The 18,032-nt window shown below is 35.2% G+C and carries 18 protein-coding genes and 1 riboswitch; all 18 genes read left to right on the plus strand.

Annotated elements, in window-relative coordinates; all coding sequences use genetic code 11:
* The first annotated feature begins 84 nt into the window (after positions 1-84).
* The 18 genes from HIPMA_RS05830 (at position 85) to HIPMA_RS05915 (ending at position 18,029) form a co-directional block, all read left to right on the plus strand.
* A complete protein-coding gene (locus HIPMA_RS05830) occupies positions 85-3,792 on the plus strand; it encodes a DUF6701 domain-containing protein (RefSeq protein WP_169309473.1) in 3,708 nt (1,235 codons plus the stop codon).
* A 13-nt stretch (positions 3,793-3,805) separates the two neighbouring features.
* Positions 3,806-5,482, plus strand: coding sequence for a GspE/PulE family protein (locus HIPMA_RS05835; protein WP_013682133.1), 1,677 nt, complete (start codon positions 3,806-3,808; stop codon positions 5,480-5,482).
* Positions 5,483-5,591: 109 nt separating this feature from the next.
* Positions 5,592-6,101: a prepilin-type N-terminal cleavage/methylation domain-containing protein gene (locus HIPMA_RS09835; RefSeq protein WP_013682134.1), complete on the plus strand. Its 510-nt coding sequence runs from the start codon at positions 5,592-5,594 to the stop codon at positions 6,099-6,101.
* 12 nt (positions 6,102-6,113) lie between these two features.
* Complete coding sequence (locus tag HIPMA_RS05845) at positions 6,114-7,331, plus strand: type II secretion system F family protein (RefSeq protein WP_013682135.1); 1,218 nt, start codon at positions 6,114-6,116, stop codon at positions 7,329-7,331.
* Complete coding sequence (locus tag HIPMA_RS05850; protein WP_013682136.1) at positions 7,331-7,684, plus strand: type II secretion system protein GspG; 354 nt, start codon at positions 7,331-7,333, stop codon at positions 7,682-7,684. The genes HIPMA_RS05845 and HIPMA_RS05850 overlap by 1 nt, the downstream gene beginning before the upstream one ends.
* On the plus strand, positions 7,681-8,130 hold the full coding sequence (locus HIPMA_RS05855) for a prepilin-type N-terminal cleavage/methylation domain-containing protein (protein ID WP_013682137.1): 450 nt from the start codon (positions 7,681-7,683) through the stop codon (positions 8,128-8,130). The genes HIPMA_RS05850 and HIPMA_RS05855 overlap by 4 nt, the downstream gene beginning before the upstream one ends.
* Before the next feature lie 8 nt (positions 8,131-8,138).
* On the plus strand, positions 8,139-8,654 hold the full coding sequence (locus tag HIPMA_RS05860) for a type IV pilus modification PilV family protein (RefSeq protein WP_013682138.1): 516 nt from the start codon (positions 8,139-8,141) through the stop codon (positions 8,652-8,654).
* A gap of 33 nt (positions 8,655-8,687) precedes the next feature.
* On the plus strand, positions 8,688-9,464 hold the full coding sequence (locus HIPMA_RS05865; RefSeq protein WP_041324003.1) for a PilW family protein: 777 nt from the start codon (positions 8,688-8,690) through the stop codon (positions 9,462-9,464).
* A complete protein-coding gene (locus HIPMA_RS05870; RefSeq protein ID WP_013682140.1) occupies positions 9,454-9,819 on the plus strand; it encodes a hypothetical protein in 366 nt (121 codons plus the stop codon). The genes HIPMA_RS05865 and HIPMA_RS05870 overlap by 11 nt, the downstream gene beginning before the upstream one ends.
* A 1-nt stretch (position 9,820) precedes the next feature.
* Entirely contained in the window at positions 9,821-10,669 is an 849-nt protein-coding gene (locus HIPMA_RS05875) for an ExeA family protein (protein WP_013682141.1), read from the plus strand.
* Positions 10,666-11,367, plus strand: coding sequence for a tetratricopeptide repeat protein (locus tag HIPMA_RS05880; protein WP_013682142.1), 702 nt, complete (start codon positions 10,666-10,668; stop codon positions 11,365-11,367). The genes HIPMA_RS05875 and HIPMA_RS05880 overlap by 4 nt, the downstream gene beginning before the upstream one ends.
* Positions 11,368-11,369: 2 nt before the next feature.
* Positions 11,370-12,365 carry a hypothetical protein gene (locus HIPMA_RS05885; RefSeq protein WP_013682143.1) on the plus strand — a complete coding sequence of 332 codons (996 nt, stop codon included), beginning with the start codon at positions 11,370-11,372 and terminating at the stop codon, positions 12,363-12,365.
* Complete coding sequence (locus HIPMA_RS05890) at positions 12,362-12,907, plus strand: hypothetical protein (protein WP_013682144.1); 546 nt, start codon at positions 12,362-12,364, stop codon at positions 12,905-12,907. Before HIPMA_RS05885 ends, HIPMA_RS05890 begins: the two co-directional genes overlap by 4 nt.
* Positions 12,904-13,464, plus strand: coding sequence for a hypothetical protein (locus tag HIPMA_RS05895; protein WP_013682145.1), 561 nt, complete (start codon positions 12,904-12,906; stop codon positions 13,462-13,464). The genes HIPMA_RS05890 and HIPMA_RS05895 overlap by 4 nt, the downstream gene beginning before the upstream one ends.
* The gene (locus HIPMA_RS05900) at positions 13,461-13,853 is read left to right on the plus strand and encodes a hypothetical protein (RefSeq protein WP_013682146.1); all 393 of its coding nucleotides are present in this window, start codon (positions 13,461-13,463) and stop codon (positions 13,851-13,853) included. The genes HIPMA_RS05895 and HIPMA_RS05900 overlap by 4 nt, the downstream gene beginning before the upstream one ends.
* Before the next feature lie 59 nt (positions 13,854-13,912).
* Positions 13,913-14,098, plus strand: a riboswitch (cobalamin riboswitch).
* 84 nt (positions 14,099-14,182) lie between these two features.
* A complete protein-coding gene (locus HIPMA_RS09405) occupies positions 14,183-17,170 on the plus strand; it encodes a ribonucleoside triphosphate reductase (protein WP_013682147.1) in 2,988 nt (995 codons plus the stop codon).
* The gene (gene nrdD, locus HIPMA_RS09495) at positions 17,170-17,346 is read left to right on the plus strand and encodes an anaerobic ribonucleoside-triphosphate reductase (protein WP_052297330.1); all 177 of its coding nucleotides are present in this window, start codon (positions 17,170-17,172) and stop codon (positions 17,344-17,346) included. The genes HIPMA_RS09405 and nrdD overlap by 1 nt, the downstream gene beginning before the upstream one ends.
* Entirely contained in the window at positions 17,346-18,029 is a 684-nt protein-coding gene (locus tag HIPMA_RS05915) for an anaerobic ribonucleoside-triphosphate reductase activating protein (protein WP_013682148.1), read from the plus strand. The genes nrdD and HIPMA_RS05915 overlap by 1 nt, the downstream gene beginning before the upstream one ends.
* Positions 18,030-18,032: the final 3 nt, after the last annotated feature.

Below are 18,032 nucleotides of genomic sequence, written 5' to 3' on the forward strand. Positions count from 1 at the left end.
ATGAAAAAAAGCTTGTTTTTTTTGGTTTTTTTTGTTTTGGTTTTTAGTTTTTTTTCTGTGCCTATTCATGCTAAGACTTTAGTTGTGGATAATAGTATTTGGAGCTATTTTGGATTTTACTGTGAAAGTGGTGATGAATACTATCACTTGATTAAAAATGCTCTAAATAATGCTGACGATGGAGATATTGTTGAAATTTGCCCCGGCACGTACCAAGAAAGTAACTTAGAGATAAACAAAAACATAACTATTGAAGGTTTAGGTAATTCTCCTGATGATGTGAAGGTTTATGCAAGAAGTAAAAACCCTATTTTTTACACAAGTGGATGGAGGGACGGTGTTACTTTAGAGAATTTTTTGGTTGAACAAGAAAGGAATAATAAGGATGCTTTATATATAGATGAGGGAACAAATTTTTCATTGAAAAATTTAACAATATCTTCAAAAGGTTATGGTATTGATATTAATAAAATATTAGATAGCAATTTTATAGGGTTAAATGTAAATACTTCAAATATTGCTTTAAATATTAATGAATCTTATAATGGTTTATATATAGATAACTCTACTTTTATTTCTAGTAAAAATGATGCAGTGAATATTAATAAAATAACAGGAAATTTTATAATTAAAAATTCTGAATTTGAAGCAGAAAAAAAAGATGGAATATGGATTAATACTTGCAATTATGTAGATATTGAAAATTCTTATATTCATGATACAAAAAAGGAAGGATTTTATGTGAAAACTAATAATCAAAAAATTGATATGAAAGGAAATTTAATAGAAAATCCGGGAAATTATGGAGTTTATATTGCCGATACATCTAATCCAGGAGAAATTAAAAATAATATTATTAAAGGAGCATCTATTAGAGGATTTTATTTATTAGAAAATAAAAAATGGAGAGGTTATCAAGTAGAGAATAACTGCTTCGAAAATGGAAACGGTAAGAATGTTTTTAATAGAGATAAAAATGCTTATTTCAATAAAAATTATTATGATGATTGGAGTGGAAGTGGTGCATATGAAATACCAGATATTCCAGTATATGATAGTAATCCTTTGAGTTCGTGTCCTTTTAGCAGTATTCCAAAACCAATAATTGATTACCATATGGATGAATGCAGTTGGGATAATAATACCTCCACTTATGAAATTAAAAATTATGGATCATTAGGAAGCAATTACGACGCCACAGCGGTGAACGGTGCAAACACAATTCATAATGGAAAAATTTGCAGGGGGGGAGATTTTATTGGCACATATGCAAAATTAAACAACTACCCCCATATAGGAAATCAATGGAGTATGTCCGTTTGGATTAAATTTCCTTTAACTCCTATCTTAGACCAATACCAATTAAGTAATTATTATTACTTTATTATTGCATCAGTAGAAGGAACAGGAGATTTAGGTTTTTTTGCAAAAAGTAAATATGGTAGTAATTATAAATGGGGAGTATATAACAACAATGGAAATATACAAAAAATAAATTTGGGAAACATTAAATTCGGATGGCATCATGTTGTACAGGTGGTTAAAAATTCAAAAACTTATTTATATATAGATGGGAACTATATAGGAAAAGTAAATATTTTTACCCATGGGGATGTAAAATATACTGGTAGTTCAACTGATTATACAGATTATGAAACAATTGGTTCATATATGGACGAATTTAAACTTTACGATACAGCGCTCACTACAGATCAGATTCAACAAATTTACAACAACGAAAATGCAGGTAAAAATTACGATGGCACTGAAAGAACCTGTCTACCTTGTATGGCCATAGATCACTACGAAATCTGGCATTATACAACAAATTTGACCTGTCAACCTGCACCTTTAGAAATCAAAGCCTGCGCCAATGACAACTGCTCAACTCTTTATACAGAAAATGTAACGCTTACGCTTAACTATGACAGTAAAAGTAAACAGATAAGCTTTTCAGGTGGTGATGACAATACAACAATCAGCTACACGCAGGCTGAAACAATAACTCTATCAACATCAAATGAAAGCCCTACTCCTTCACACCCCACAACTTGCCATATTTTTAATTCAAGCTCTACATCCTGCGATATAACCTTTAAAGATACAGGTTTTGTTTTTAAGAGCCCAACAAACTCTGATTATATTGTAAACAATATTCTATCTTGTTCTTCCAAACCTATCGAGATAGATGCCGTGGAAAAAGACAATGCAACAAACAAATGCACGAATATGTCAGCGTTTAACGGTGATGTGACGCTTAGTATGTATGGAAAATATATTACGCCCTCGACAAATCCTTACGGAACAAAGGTAATTGTTGATAACACATCGGTTGAAACTACTAATAGCAGTTCAACACCCTCGGGGACGCCTGTAACTCTGCATTTTGACAACGGCTCAGCTCAATTTAATTTATCCTATCCAGATGCTGGGAGCATTGAGGTAGGGGCAATTTATAATGAAAATGGGCTTCATGTGGAGGGTGAATCCAATCCTTTTGTTGTAAAACCGGCAAGGTTCGTTTTTGATAACCTGAGTAATCCTGCAGATAATGCCACCTGCACAAATGATTCCTGTTGGGCTGATGTTGGTGTGTTTAAGAGGGCAAAAGAAGAGTTTGATTTTAATGTAAAGGCAGTCTGTGATAACGCCACTGTCACACCGAACTATTACCCGATAAATCAAAATGGCGACAATTCAACCGTTAACCTGACTGCTTTTATGGTTGCACCAGACAATGGAACGGATGTTACAAACAAGCTTGACAATGTTACTATTTCTGCAAGTGCTTTTCATGGAGGTGTTGCGCATGTAAGTGAAAGCTTTAATGATGTTGGAATAATCTCTATGAATGCAACAGAGACTGATTATTTGGGGGCTGGGGAAATTTTTGGCAATAAACCTTATGTTGGAAGATTCATACCTGATCATTTCAAAATCACTGCTGTAGATAACGGAACTTTAAAGGATCAGTGCGATACTTTCAATTACACAGGACAAACTACAACTTATAATATAACTCCTAAATTTGTAATAACCGCACAGAATAAGGATAATCAAACAACTGTGAATTATGAGGGTGTATTTTTTAAACTTAAGGCGAGTGATGTTAGTATAACCAACCCAACAACTGACGATAAACAGTTGGGTTCTGATAAAACAAGCAAAGTAAGCATATCGATAGAAAGGGCACAAGCTACCTTGCAGGATAACCATAATGGAAGTGGCACATATACGTTTGGCAGTGACAATATAACCTATTTAAAAGATAACAACTCTAAAATCGCTCCTTTTGCACCTCAATTTTCATTTGTAATCGATAACATTACCGACTTAGACAACGTCTCATGTATAAACTGCCCGGACAACATAACTGTAACTGGTACTCAAATGAAATACGGAAGGCTAAAAATCTTTAATAACTACGGCCCGGGCGATGAATCGCTGATTCTAAAGGTTCAAGCACAATATTGGGATGGAGTCCAATGGAGCTTAAACGGAGACGATGTATGCACAACGCTAAACATAGATGATTTTGAGAAAAAAAATCCAACGGGCAACATATCAGTTTCGGATATATCTATAGGCTCTGTGCAAGGTGTAGATTCCGGCGAGGGCAGTTTGACTATATTGCCACCTGGAGCAGAAAAATACGGAAGTATCGACATAGATTTATATGACAATGCTTCATTTTACAACTGGCTTTATGATAACAACACCAAGGGAGAGGCTTTCTTTGGCATTTATAGAGGAAACGATAGGGTTATAGAATGGAAAGAGATATCACCTTAAAGAAAGGAAAGTTATGAAACTAAAAAAAATTAGAATTGGTGATTTGCTTAAAGAGAAAGGCTATATAACAGAAGCCCAATTGAAAGTTGCCCTAAATGAGGCAAAAAGTAAGGGTAAAAAGCTCGGTGAAATGCTTGTTGAGCTTGGTTATATAACTGAAGAATTAATGACGGATGTTTTGGCTGAGCAACTTGGAATAGAAAAAGCAACATTAGAGGACATAAAGTTTGAAAAGCCTTTAAAAGAGGCGCTACCCGAGAAACTCGCCAGAAGGTTTAAGGTGGTGCCTGTTGATGTCAAGGACAACAAACTTATTATAGCCACAAGCGACCCCACTGACATTTTCGCGCTTGATGAAATTAGCAGAATAACACACAAAGAAATCATCCCTACAATAATATCCAAAGATGAGCTATTCAGCGCTCTTGAGAGAATCTATGGAACAGAGGACAAATTATATAAAATAGTAGATGACGTTGAGAAAAAGATAATCTCAAGCGGAAGCGATGAGGATATATTAAGAAACTTAGCAGAAGACGCATCCGTTGTAAACTTAGTAGACAGTATAATAGCCAAAGCACTGACAGATAAAGCCAGCGACATACACATAGAACCTGATGAGGATATCCTAAGGGTCAGGTATAGGATCGATGGAATACTACATGAGGTTTTATCTCTAAACAAAGTGCTTCATCCCGCCGTAATATCAAGAATAAAAATAATGTCAAATATGAATATAGCAGAAAAAAGGTTACCTCAAGATGGAAGGTTTAAGCTAAGAAAAAATTTCAAGGATGTAGATTTTAGGGTTTCTACTCTCCCTACAAACTACGGCGAGAAGGTTGTTTTAAGGATCTTAGACAGAGAAAAGGCTCTGCTCGATTTAAGAAACATAGGAATGGATGAGTACAGCTTAAAAATATACGAAGATATGATATCAAAACCTTATGGCATTATCTTAATTTCTGGTCCTACCGGCTCAGGAAAGACAACAACCCTCTATGCATCGTTAAACAAACTCAATACACCAGAGAAAAATATTATAACAGTAGAGGATCCAATTGAATATAATTTTAAACTAATAAATCAGGTAAGCGTCGATGAAACCGCTGGACTGACTTTTGCTAATGCATTAAGGAGCATCTTAAGGCAAGACCCGGACATTATTATGATTGGTGAGATCAGGGATAAAGATACAGCAGAAATTGCCATTCAGGCATCACTTACGGGACATTTGGTTTTATCCACAATACACACAAACGATGCAGCATCAAGCGCTGTAAGGCTCATTGAAATGGGTATTGAGAATTACCTTGTTTCAACCTCCTTGATCGGCGTTGTGGGTCAGAGGCTTGTTAGAAAGATATGTCCGCATTGTAAGGTTTCATATAAGCCAGAAAAGGAGCTTATTGAAAGATTGGGGCTTGATAATGACATCGTCTTATACAAAGGAGAAGGTTGCGAAAAGTGTAAGTTCAGCGGATATCAGGGCAGAATTGGCATTTATGAGGTGATGAAAATAGATAGAGATATAAGAAGCCTTATAAACAAGAATGCCCCAATTGATGAGATTAGGCAAAAAGCCAAAGAAAACGGTATGCGCTTTATGAGGGATAGCGGTCTTGAACTTGTAAAAAAAGGTGTAACAACGCTTGAGGAGGTCTTAAGAGCAACAATTGTCAAAGAGTAACGATAAAGAATAAGATTAGGGGGTGATGCAGACATGAAAAATAGTAGTTAACATTTAAGGTACTTATGATATAATTTCGTTAGTAAAAAATTTTTAGGAGGTTGTTGGAATGAGGAAAGAGGGTTTTACGCTAATTGAATTGATTATTGTCATCGTGATTTTGGGAATTTTAGCTGCTGTTGCAGTGCCAAAGTTTGCGGGATTGACAAAAGAGGCAAAAATTTCAGCTGTTAAAGGGTTTGCTGGCAGTGTTAGAGCTGCCATGAACATTGTGCATGGCAAATGGCTGGTTCAGGATAACTCATCCATTGATAATGTTACCTTAGAAGATGGTACAACAGTATATGTGTGCCTTGGTGGAAGTTCAGATGGTCATAACTGCGCAAGTGGCGTCATTAAAGGCTATCCCGCTCCAGATACAGATGGTATAGGTGCAGCAGTTGATTACGATAATGATACATTCGAAGCAGTAAAAAACGACAATGGAACTAACAACACAATTACCTTCTACTATAAGGGATACAGTAGTGCTACAAATAAAAACTGTTATGTTAGATACGATTATAGCACCTCTGGAGAAGGCCCAAAAATAACTGTAGAAACAGACGATTGTGAATAATTATTTTTCTTTATGAAATTCTTCTACAAAGGAGTAAGTGAAGGCAAAAGTCTGACCGGCATTATAGAAGCAGCGTCATACGATGAGGCGCTGCTTCTTTTGTATGATAAAGGTATAGATGTTGAAGATCTAAGGCAGGCGTCTGCTTTTGATGAATTAAGCAATCTAATAAATCAATTCAGGGTAAAATTTGGCAGGGTAAAATTAGAGGATTTAATCGTTTTTACGCGTCAGTTTGCAACGCTCTTTGATGCGGGTGTGCCTATCTCAACGATTCTTGAGCGCCTCAGCGAGCAAACCGTTTCATTTAAACTAAAGGGCGTTGTAGAGCAAATAAAAAAGGACGTGGATGGCGGAATGTCTTTGAGTGAAGCCTTTGCAAGGCGTGAGGATATTTTTTCGCCTCTATACATAAACATGCTTAAGGTTGGTGAAGAAAGCGGAACATTGGATGTAGTTTTAGAAAGGCTTGCGACGATTTTAGAGACAGAACTTCAAACAAGGAATAGAATAAAAACTGCAACAAGGTATCCTAAAATCGTTGTTTCAGCTATAGTAATCGCTTTTTCCATCATCATAACTTTTGTTATTCCCCGATTTGTTAGCTTATTCAATAAATTTAACGCTACACTGCCACTGCCTACAAGGATACTCATAGGCATAAATAATTTTGTCCACAACTTCTGGTGGCTTGTTATAGGTCTAATAATAGCCTCGATCGCATTTTTTAAAAAATACAAAAAAACCCCGCAAGGAAAAAGAAAAATAGATGAGATAATATTAAAACTACCCATACTTGGTAAACTTGTCCATAAAATCTATCTATCAAGAATAATGAGAATATTGGGACTTCTATACAAAAGTGGGTTGGCTATAACAACATCTTTAGATATTGTTGCAGAAGCAACGGGTAATGATGTCGCAAAGCAAGCAATATTGGCAATAAGATCCTATGTAGAAAGCGGGGCAACAATCTCAAGACCAATCAAAAGCTCTGAATTCTTCCCCGACATAGTAAGCGATATGGTCGCTGTTGGCGAAGAAACAGGAAGGTTGGATGAAATGCTATTTAAGGTTTCAGACTACTTTGATGAGGAAATATCGTATGCTATAAATAATCTATCCACAGCTATTGAACCAATTTTACTTGTATTTATAGCGGCTATGGTACTTCTGCTTGCATTAGGTGTATTCTTGCCTATGTGGGATATGGTAAAGGTCGTCCATTAATGAAGAAAAACGGTTATTCAGCATGGGAAGAAATCATAGTGTTGATTGTTATTGCAATAATGGTTAACGTTATATATTACAGGTATAAAATACTTGAAAAGAAGGCTTTAAAGACCCAGATCAAAGTTGAACTATCCAATCTAAAACTTGCCATAGAACTTTACAAAATAAGAAACAATAAATATCCCTCCAACCTATTCGAGCTATACAAAAAGGGATATGTATATTATAAAAATTTTTACATAGATAACAGCACAGAGCAAATCTTAGATAAATTGGGCAAAAGATACATTTACAACAAAAAAACCGGCAAGGTTTCTATAAATCCGGAAACCTTAAAAGAGTTACAATGAGGAAAGGCTTTACTTTAGTTGAGCTTGTAGTAGTTATAGTTTTAATAGGGATAGTGTCAATAGTAGTAGGTCCTAAGATATTTACAAGCGGATACAAGGAAAAAGCCGATTTAGTAAAATTCATCACGATAACACGTTATGCTCAACATGAATCCATGATAAAAGGGGGTTGGTACTATATAGGTTTCAACTCAAAAAGCTACTACGTTGGCAATAAAAGTGGCCAGGTAGAAGTGCCGGGTGAGGAGGATAAGGCCATATCTGTTCAAGAAAACATAAGCGCAACATATAAAAACAACCCTATAGATAAGGTTTATTTTGACTACTTAGGTGAGCCTTGCGATAATAATCTAAACCCTTTGGATAGTGATGTAGTGGTTAAAATAGATAATAAATACACCGTTACTATCACCCCATTTGCTGGTGGTGTGGTAAGCAATGATTAAAATTAGCTATGAAATTTAAAGAAAAAGGCTCAGGCTTTACTCTCATAGAGGTTGTTTTATCGATTGTTGTTTTTACACTTGGCGTTGTAGGCATCATGGTGGTTTTTTACAATACGCTGGGTAAAACATCAAACCCAATAATCAGGCATAGGGCCATAGAGGTTGCTCAGTCTGTAATGGATGAAATTCTCTCTAAAAAGTTTGACAATGATACACCCAATGGAGGAGGCACAATACCCCTAAATGAGGTTAACATAAAAAAGGAAGAGAACACCAATAACACCGACAATTTCGACGATGTAGATGACTTTGATAATCTAAGCTGCATAACAGGTTCAAATGGTTGTTTTGATGATATTACTGCAGGGTATAAAATTAAAGTAGATGTAAAATGTGCAAAATTAGATAACAATAAGGTTGTAATAGCGGAATGCCCTACAAACTTCAAACTCATAAGGGTTGAGGTCACATCAAATGGATTGGATGAAAGCTATATATTGAAAGCTCTAAAGGGAAACTTTTAGTATGATTTTGGATTTTAAATTTTTAATTAAAGAATGGATATGGGCATGGGATTTAATTGGGTGAGGGTTAATTCAAAATCCAAAATCAATAACTCAAAATTGTTAATTAGCGGTTTTACGCTTATTGAGTTGATTATAACGATGGTTGTAGTCGGCATAGTAGCCTATCTTGGAACAAATCTTATAGAGCCTGTTATGGAGGGGTACGTAGACACTCAGGTCAAAACATTGTTGTTTAACGAAGCCCAATATTCATCAAATAGAATAGCCAAAGAGATTAGAAACGCAATACCAAATACTATTAAAGTCATAGACAACAATACTATTGAGTTTGCCGAATTCAGCAGTATGGGCTACTACTCACCCTTACAGGGTTCAGACAACATAAGCTGCTCAGAGATTAATATAGCATCGGGCGATAATGTATCCATATACAACACAAAGCCCGACTATTTCTACAACGGTGATAGAATTTACAAAATAAAAAGCACCCAAAACGGAAGGTGCATTTTAGACAGACCGATAGATCACGATTCACCATACCATAGAATATACAAAATAGGACAAATAGTAGCTTTCTATCTTAAAAACAGTAAAATCTACAGAAATTCAAACATCTCACTTGACACAACTCCATCTGAAATAAAACAAGGGGGCTATGTAATGGCAAATTATGTAAAGAACTTAACATTTAAATATGAGCAAGGCTACACATATAAACAGGCTATTTTAAAAATCGAATTAGTGATGAAAAAAGGAGATGTAGAGCTAACATATAATCAAGAGGTACACATAAGAAATGTTCCTTAACAAAAAAGGCTCATTGATTTTTATTGTTTTTTTGCTTATATTATTTGCGTTTGTTGGCGCTATGATTGTAAGTCTTTTATCCAGTAGCAGCGTTTCTTCATCTGAAGATTTAATATCATCACAGGCATTCTACCTGGCTGAAAGTGGTAAAGAAATTGCTATAGAAAGGTGTGTAAACGAAGGATTTTGCGACAATGCAACATATACCTTAGATAATGGAGAAATGGTTGTGGTTTTTGTGTCTAATGCCTCGATAACAATAGACAATGGTTCAAATTCAATACTGTATGAATCAACAAGTGAAGGAAAATTGGAAGATACAAAACGTAAGATAGAATTCAAATTCTGGAAATGATATGTATAAAGAGTTTTTTGGCTTTGACGATGATCCATTTAGATTAACTCCAGACCCTGGTTTTTTTTATAGCTCCGAGGAACACGATGATGCCATAAAAACTATAGAGTACGCCATAAAAGCAAGAAAAGGATTGTTTGTTTTAGTGGGTGAAGTAGGAGTTGGAAAAACTACATTAAGCAGGGTATTGCTCAACAAATTAATAAATGTTGAAGTAAGCCTACTTTTAAATCCATTTTTATCCGCTGATGAAACACTGAATTATATCGCCACAGATTTTGGACTAAAAATAGAAGGCAAGGACAGGGGTAAAATATTTCAAGAGCTTGTAGACTTTTTTGTCGGATTATACAAATCCAATAAAAACGCCCTTATAATAGTTGATGAATCCCAACATATGAGCTTTGAGTCCATGGAAATGCTTAGACAGATCTCAAATATAGAAATGGAGAATGCCAAACTCGTTCAAATATTGCTCGTTGGCCAAAGCGAGCTAATAAATAAACTAAATCAAGACAAATACAGACAGATAAAACAACGTGTGGCCTATTGGGTTTACTTGAAGGGATTAAGCCTTGAAGAAACAAAGGCCTATATAGAGTTTAGAACAAATCAAGCCTTGAAATATAGGAAAACAATATTTAAAGACAAAGCAATTAAATATATATATAAGCTAACAAAGGGTAACCCTAGAGAAATAAACCAACTTGCCGAAACCTGCCTAATACTGGCGGCAGCAAACAAAAAGAAAAAGATATCGCCAAAAGAAGTCGTACTTGCGGCAAAGGAATATTACAAATTCGATAAAAAACGCTTATTAAAATTGGGTTTGGTATGGTTGTTTAGATGAGTTTAATCGCAAAATCTTTAAAAAGGCTTGAAGATAACAAAAAGAAAAAAAGTGGTGGTGTTTTCCAGAGAAAAAACAGCTTTGATGTATTTTTTAGTGAGTTAACAATTTACGCGTCTCTTGTTGTAGTTTTGGTTTTAATCTTTTCCCTCTATTCTTTCAAATTATACAAAAAGGTTGAAAAACAGCTTAGGTCTAAGGATTTTTCGGTTGTAGAAAAACTTAAAAATGATATTGATATAGCCGAAAAAAAATTAAAAAGTAAAAGTTTTGTAAAAAAACATAGTTGCGAATACCTATTGGAAATTGGTAAATTAAATCAGATGTATGAAATGGCAAAAAAGAAAAATGACATAAAATACATAAGCATATACTATGCCAAGACAAATCAAGAGGATAAAGCTATAAAGAACCTAAAAGTATATCTTAAAAATCATCCAAATGATGAACAGGCTATAGCTTATCTCTCTTATGCATTAATGAAAAAAAAGAAATACAGACAAGCCTTGAATGAACTAAACAAAATAAGATCGGACAGATATGAGCTATTTCTTGACAAGGCTGTAATTTTTGAGTTAATGGGTGATATGAAAAATGCTTTAAAAAACTATTCCATAGTCTTAAAGAAAACACATGACAAGTCTTTAAAAAATATGATAGAAGCCAAAATAGCTGTTTTAAGGCTTGTGAAGGATTAATCATGGATTTCAATCTGAGATGCTCAATTGCAATAGGGCCTTCTGAAATTGATGTTTGCCTGATAAGAAAAAAAGGCAAAAATAGCGTTATAGAAAGCCTTGCCTTTTATGAGTTTGAGGATGAAAAAGAGATAAACAATATCATAGATAGCATAGCAGAAAATTTACCAAAAGACGTTTTAACAAACGTATCATTTAAACATTCATCAATAATAGAACACATTTATTTTTACAAAAGTAACTCAGATATACGCTCAAGTCTTTATAAAGATTTAAAGAGAGACTACGAAATAGAACTTAAAGATTACATTATAGATTATGAAGAAAACAAGTTTGAAGAAAAAAATCTGATATATGTGGCAGCCATGCCACGCAGTGTTCTTAACTTTTATTACAGTATTCTATCCAAACACAAAAATATAAAACTATATAGTTTCGAAACTCACAGCGTATCTTTACGAAGAGTTGTAGGTAATTTCTTGGGAGATGGATATATATTGGGTTGCGCTATATTTAAAGATTACTCAACTATTTCAGCCTGCAAAGATGGAAAAGCTTTAGCCTTCAGAAATCTTAGATATTCATGGAATGAACTTGTTGGTTCATTAGCTAAATCAGGGGGCATATCTAAAAAAGAGGCAGAAAACCTACTTCAAAAAAAGGGTTTCGAGACAGTAGACGAAAAAAATCAAGAAGAACAGCTCATATATGAAAGCATATCTGGAGTATTTGACCAATTTACCATAGAAATACAACGTACAATAGATTATATAACAACCGTTCAAAAGATAGGCAAAATAGAAAAAATTGTTACAATAGGCCAAATAAACAAGGTAAATAACATAAACAAATACATATCACGCCTATTTTCTTTAGAAACAGTTGAATTCAAGCCCCAAAAGCTTATAGAGTTTGGTCAAGATATAGATTCTTCCATTCTGGACAACACAAGCTATTTTGAAATATGCGTAGGGGCAGCCTTGAGAGAGATAAAATGAAAGAGATAAATTTTCTACCACAAGAAAAACGATTCTCCTATAAGCAATACATAATAAAAAAAGGTGTTATAGCGGCTTTTATACTTAACATTGTCTTTCTTATACTCGTATTTTCCATAAACTCCTACATAAATGCAAAACTCAAACAATGCATTTTGCAAAGAAAAGACTACATAAACAGACTTTCCTCCATAGACTCAAAGCTTACCCAATACAGCAATAACTATAAAGTGCTTTTAAGAAAACTCAGTAAACTCAAAAAGGAAGAGGTAAGGCTAAAAAGTCTAGTGTTCGTAAGACGTTCAGCCTTCTCCTCGACTATTATTTATCTTAACACTTTTACTAAAGGCATAAATTTCGAAAGTGTTAGCTACAACAACGGATATTTTAAATTTAAGGGTATAACAGACACACTTAAAGATTTTCAAAGATTTTATTACATGCTTGAAAAAAATATTTCAATAAAATCTCTAAAGCTCTATTCTGTAAAAAGAAAAGAACAGGTTTATGAATTTGAAATTAGCTACGAGGTATCGTTTTGAAGTTTAATGGACTAAAAGAGATTGGTTTTAGAGAGTTTATCATACTCATTATAGTGCTTATAGTAGCTATAGATGTATTTTTTATAAAAGCCATTATGCCTACCCTTGCAAAACAAAGGGCGGCTCTACTCAGCAAATGCAATAGATATGAATCAAAAATTTACTCTCTCATCAACTCCATAGAGAGCAGAAAGGATGTCTTTAGAAAGATAGCAAAAACCAAAGAAGCGGTTGAAACCTATAAAGAACAAATATCTTTACTAAAAAATAAAAAAGTTAGCATTTTGGATGTAGGCAACATGATAAAAGCACTATTTTTAAAAAGTGGTATAAATGTAATGTCTTTTAAAGTAGAAGGCATCGAAAATCAAAGGTATAGAATTATCTATAAATTCAATGTTAAAATTAATGATACGCTCGAAAATATAGTCTATTTCCTTGATACAGTTGAAAACTATTCAAATAATATGCAAATACCGTCATATGAGATTTCAAAAAAAGATGATATTTATAATGCTAAATTAAAAATAGAATACGTTCAGGTGAACATGCAATGAGATTACTTTTCTTAGCCTTTATTATTTTCTTCATTACTCCGCTAGCATTTGGTGGAGGGTTTCCCATATTTAAATTACCATCAAATGAAAAATATAAACTATTTGAATATTCACCCGAGAAAGAAATCCAAAACAAAAATATTAAAATACAAAAGAAAAAACCCGATTTTGAGTTCAAAATCTACGGCGTTTTTATATCGGATGGACAAAAGATTGTTTTGATAGGTAAAAAAATTTACAAAGAAGGCGACAAAATTGGTGATTACACCATAAAAAAGATAGAAAACAGCAAAGTAGTTTTATCAAAAGACTCAAGAGAAATAGTAAAAACCATTTCAAATGACACAAACCCTTTGTTATTCGACAACGATACCCTAAAAACCCCGTAATCTTTACACCTTTCAGGCGCAGAAATTGGCAAGCTACTTGACATAAAAAACACCTAAATTGTATAAACAACATGTCGGGTCAAGGAAGTCCGGTGTAAATCCGGCGCTGCCCCCGCAACTGTGAGGCTGACGAAACCCTAACTAAGCCACTGTCGAGAGAGGCTCCTAAAGGGGTCGCTCGATGGGAAGGCCAGGGAAGTAGGATGAAGCCGAGCCAGGAGACTTACCCGACAATAAAACGAACGGGAGGTTCAATATGAGAACTACAAGCCCACCTTAATAATCCCCTTTTCAAAATATTTAACCACACATAGCCAAAGGGGGATATTGTGTTTTCAAGAATTGTAAAAAGAGACGGTCGTATAGTTGAGTTTGATTCCGAAAAAATAACTACAGCCATAACTAAAGCGGGTAAGGCAACAGGTGAGTTTGACTACGAAACAGCAAAAAAGCTTACCATAAAAGTATTAGACCTTGCCTATAGGTTTTTCAAAGGCAAAACACCAACGGTTGAGGAAATTCAAGATATTGTTGAGGAGGTATTACTTTCATCGCCGTTTAAAAAAACGGCCAAGGCTTACATCATTTACAGAGAACAGCACGCCCAATTAAGGGAGTTTAAAAACAGAGCGGATGTTGAACTGGTTGAGCAGTATCTAAACAAGCTGGACTGGGAAGTTAAAGAAAACTCGAACATGAGTTTTTCCTTGCAAGGCCTTAACAACTACATCTCATCGGCCATTACAAAAACCTATTGGCTCAACAAAATCTACCCCAAAGAGATAAGAGAAGCCCACTTAAGCGGTGATTTTCATATCCATGATCTAAACTCATTGAGCGTGTACTGTGTTGGATGGGACTTGCAGGATCTGCTTATCAAAGGTTTCAGAGGGGCAAAGGGCAAGGTCTCAAGCAAACCCGCAAAGCATTTTAGGTCTGCTTTGGGTCAGATTGTAAACTTTTTCTATACCCTGCAGGGCGAATCGGCGGGCGCTCAGGCTTTTTCAAACTTTGACACCTATTTAGCGCCATTTGTTGCATACGACAATTTAAGTTACAAAGAGGTAAAACAGGCCCTTCAGGAGTTCATTTTCAATGTCAATGTCCCAACGCGTGTGGGTTTTCAATGTCTCTCTGAAGACACAAAAATACTTTCCTCACAGGGCTGGAAGACTTGGCAAGAAGTAAACGAAGGAGATTTAATTTATACTTTTAATATTCAAACAAAACAAATCGAAATAAAAAAGGTTGAAAGTGTTTTTAGAAGAGAATACAAAGGCAAAATGTATAATCTGCTTAATCGCAGTCAGAATCAACTTATTTCCCCGGGTCATCGCATAGTAAGACAAGTATTTAATCAAGATAGATATATCTTGGAACCCATTGAAGACATATTGAAATTAAAATCTCCAATTTCTATTCCAACTCCAGCAGCAGCCTGCAATATCAATACCGATATAGATATCAGCGATGAGAAATTGAAAATATTGGCTTTGGTGTTATCTGAAGGCTCTATTGAGAAAACAGGAAGTCATAGAGTAAGTATTTATCAATCCTCAACAGCCCATCCATCCTATTACAAAGAGATTATAGAACTTTTAGAAAACATGGGATTAGAATTTCAAGAAAGAACACAAACAAGTTTAGGGAGTTGCGAGCATATAAGGCTTCTGCCAAAATCAAGTAAAATCATTCATCAATGGTTAGGAACAAATAAGAAGAAGTTTCCTGAATTTCTCTTTAGGCTTAGCCAAAGGCAAGCGCGTGTATTCTTAGAGACATACACAAAAGGAGACGGATGGAATGAAACCAACAGAACAAGAATAACTACTACTAACAAAGAGAATGCGGAAGCACTATCTGTCATTGCTGTTTTGGCCGGGTATAATGTTAATATTAAAGAACGAAATGTTTCTGGTGGTATTTCTAAGAAAAAACAATACATTCTGACACTAACAGAGACAAAAAACGACTATATCCAAAGTATAAAAGAAGTTGATTATGAAGGGATAATATGGTCTGTGCACACAGTAAATGAAACAGTTATTGCGCAAAGGAATGGACAAGTATTTATTACAGGCAATACACCGTTTACAAACCTAACACTTGATCTAAAAGTTCCCGATTTTATGAAGAATCAGGCCGTCATCATAGGCGGGAAAATCGCAAACCATACATACGGCGAGTTTCAAAATGAGATGGACATGATAAACAGGGCGTTTATGGAGATAATGAGCGAGGGTGATGCTGACGGCAGAGTGTTTACATTCCCCATACCGACATACAACATAACAAAGGATTTTGATTGGGATAACCCGAACTTAGAACCCCTATGGCAGGCAACGGCCAAATACGGCATTCCGTATTTTGCAAACTTCATAAACTCAGATATGAGCCCAGAGGATGCGCGCTCGATGTGCTGCAGGCTCAGGCTCGATACAAGGGAGCTAAAAAAGAGGGGCGGCGGGCTGTTCGGTGCCAATCCACTTACAGGCTCAATAGGTGTGGTCACCATAAATCTACCACGCATCGCCTATCTGTCATCCTCAGAAGGTGAGTTTTTTGAAAGACTCAACTCATTAATGGAACTCGCAAAGGATTCTCTTGAGATAAAACGGAAGATACTGGAAAGGTTTACCGAATCAAGTCTCTATCCATACTCAAAATTCTACTTATCTTCTATAAAGGATAGATTTGATGAGTATTGGAAAAACCACTTCTCCACCATAGGCCTCATTGGAATGCATGAGGCATGCCTGAATCTCATCGAATCACCAATAACAAGCCGAGAAGGCCAGGCATTTGCTAAAAAAACATTGGATTTTATGAGGGAAAAACTTGAGCAGTTTCAGCAAGAGACGAGCAATAATTACAACTTAGAGGCAACCCCTGCAGAAGGCACATCCTACAGATTGGCAAAGTTGGACAAAGAAAGGTATCCAGGCATAAAAACATCCGGAGACACATCAAGGCCATACTACACAAACTCATCTCAACTTCCTGTAAATTATACAGACGATGTGTTTGAAGCGTTAGAACTTCAGGATGAATTACAAACAAAATACACAGGTGGTACAGTTTTACATGTATTTTTAGGAGAAAGGCTGTACGACACAAAATCTGTAAGGCTGCTCATAAAAACTACATTTGAAAACTATAAACTTCCTTACCTTACACTTACTCCAACTTTTTCTATCTGCCCTAAGCACGGATACATAGCAGGCGAACATTTGGAATGTCCGATATGCAAAAGCGAAAAAGAAGAAATAGAAAACCAAATAAATAAGCTAAAAGCCATGTTAAAGGAGACAAGCTGATGAGCAGAGATGAGATTTTAAAGAAAATAAAAGAATTGGAAGAGAAAAAAAAGGATATGAAAGTGGAAAGATGTGAGGTTTATTCGCGCGTTGTAGGATACTTACGCCCAGTGCAGCAGTGGAACGATGGCAAACAGGAGGAGTTTAGCCAAAGAAAAAGCTTTAAGGTTGTTTGATGTTTGGCGGACTGCTGAGATTTTCACTTATAGATTATCCAGGGGAGCTTGCTGCTGTTGTTTTTACCCTAGGATGTAATTTTAGATGCCCCTACTGCCACAATCCGGAATTGATAGATGGAACGTCTGCAAGAATTGATGAGGGTGAGATACTTTCTTTTTTAGAAAAAAGAAAAGGTAAGCTAACCGCCGTATCCATAACAGGAGGAGAGCCTACACTTCACAAAGACAGGCTTTTCAAGTTTATACAAAAACTAAAAAAGTTGGGTTACAAGGTTAAATTAGATACCAATGGCACAAATCCAGAAATAATAAGCAAGCTTCTAAACTCAAATCTACTGGATTACATAGCAATGGATGTAAAAGCTCCGTTAGAAAAATACAGTGATGTAGTTGATGTTAAAGTTAATATAGAGGCAATAAAAACCAGTATAAACACAATCAAAAATAGCCAAATAGCTTATGAATTCAGAACAACCGTTGTCAGAGATATTATAACCCAACAAGACATAGATGAAATATCAAAAATCATTCAGGGCTCGAATCTCTTTTGCATTCAAAACTTTATACCATCAAAAACCTTAAATCCGTTATTTAAAGAAAAAAGCGGGTATTCAAACAAAGAGCTGGAAGAAATGAAAAAAAATGCCCAAAAATGGGTAAAAAATTGTATTTTGAGGTAGGAG

Source organism: Hippea maritima DSM 10411, from assembly GCF_000194135.1.
Lineage (GTDB): Bacteria > Campylobacterota_A > Desulfurellia > Desulfurellales > Hippeaceae > Hippea > Hippea maritima.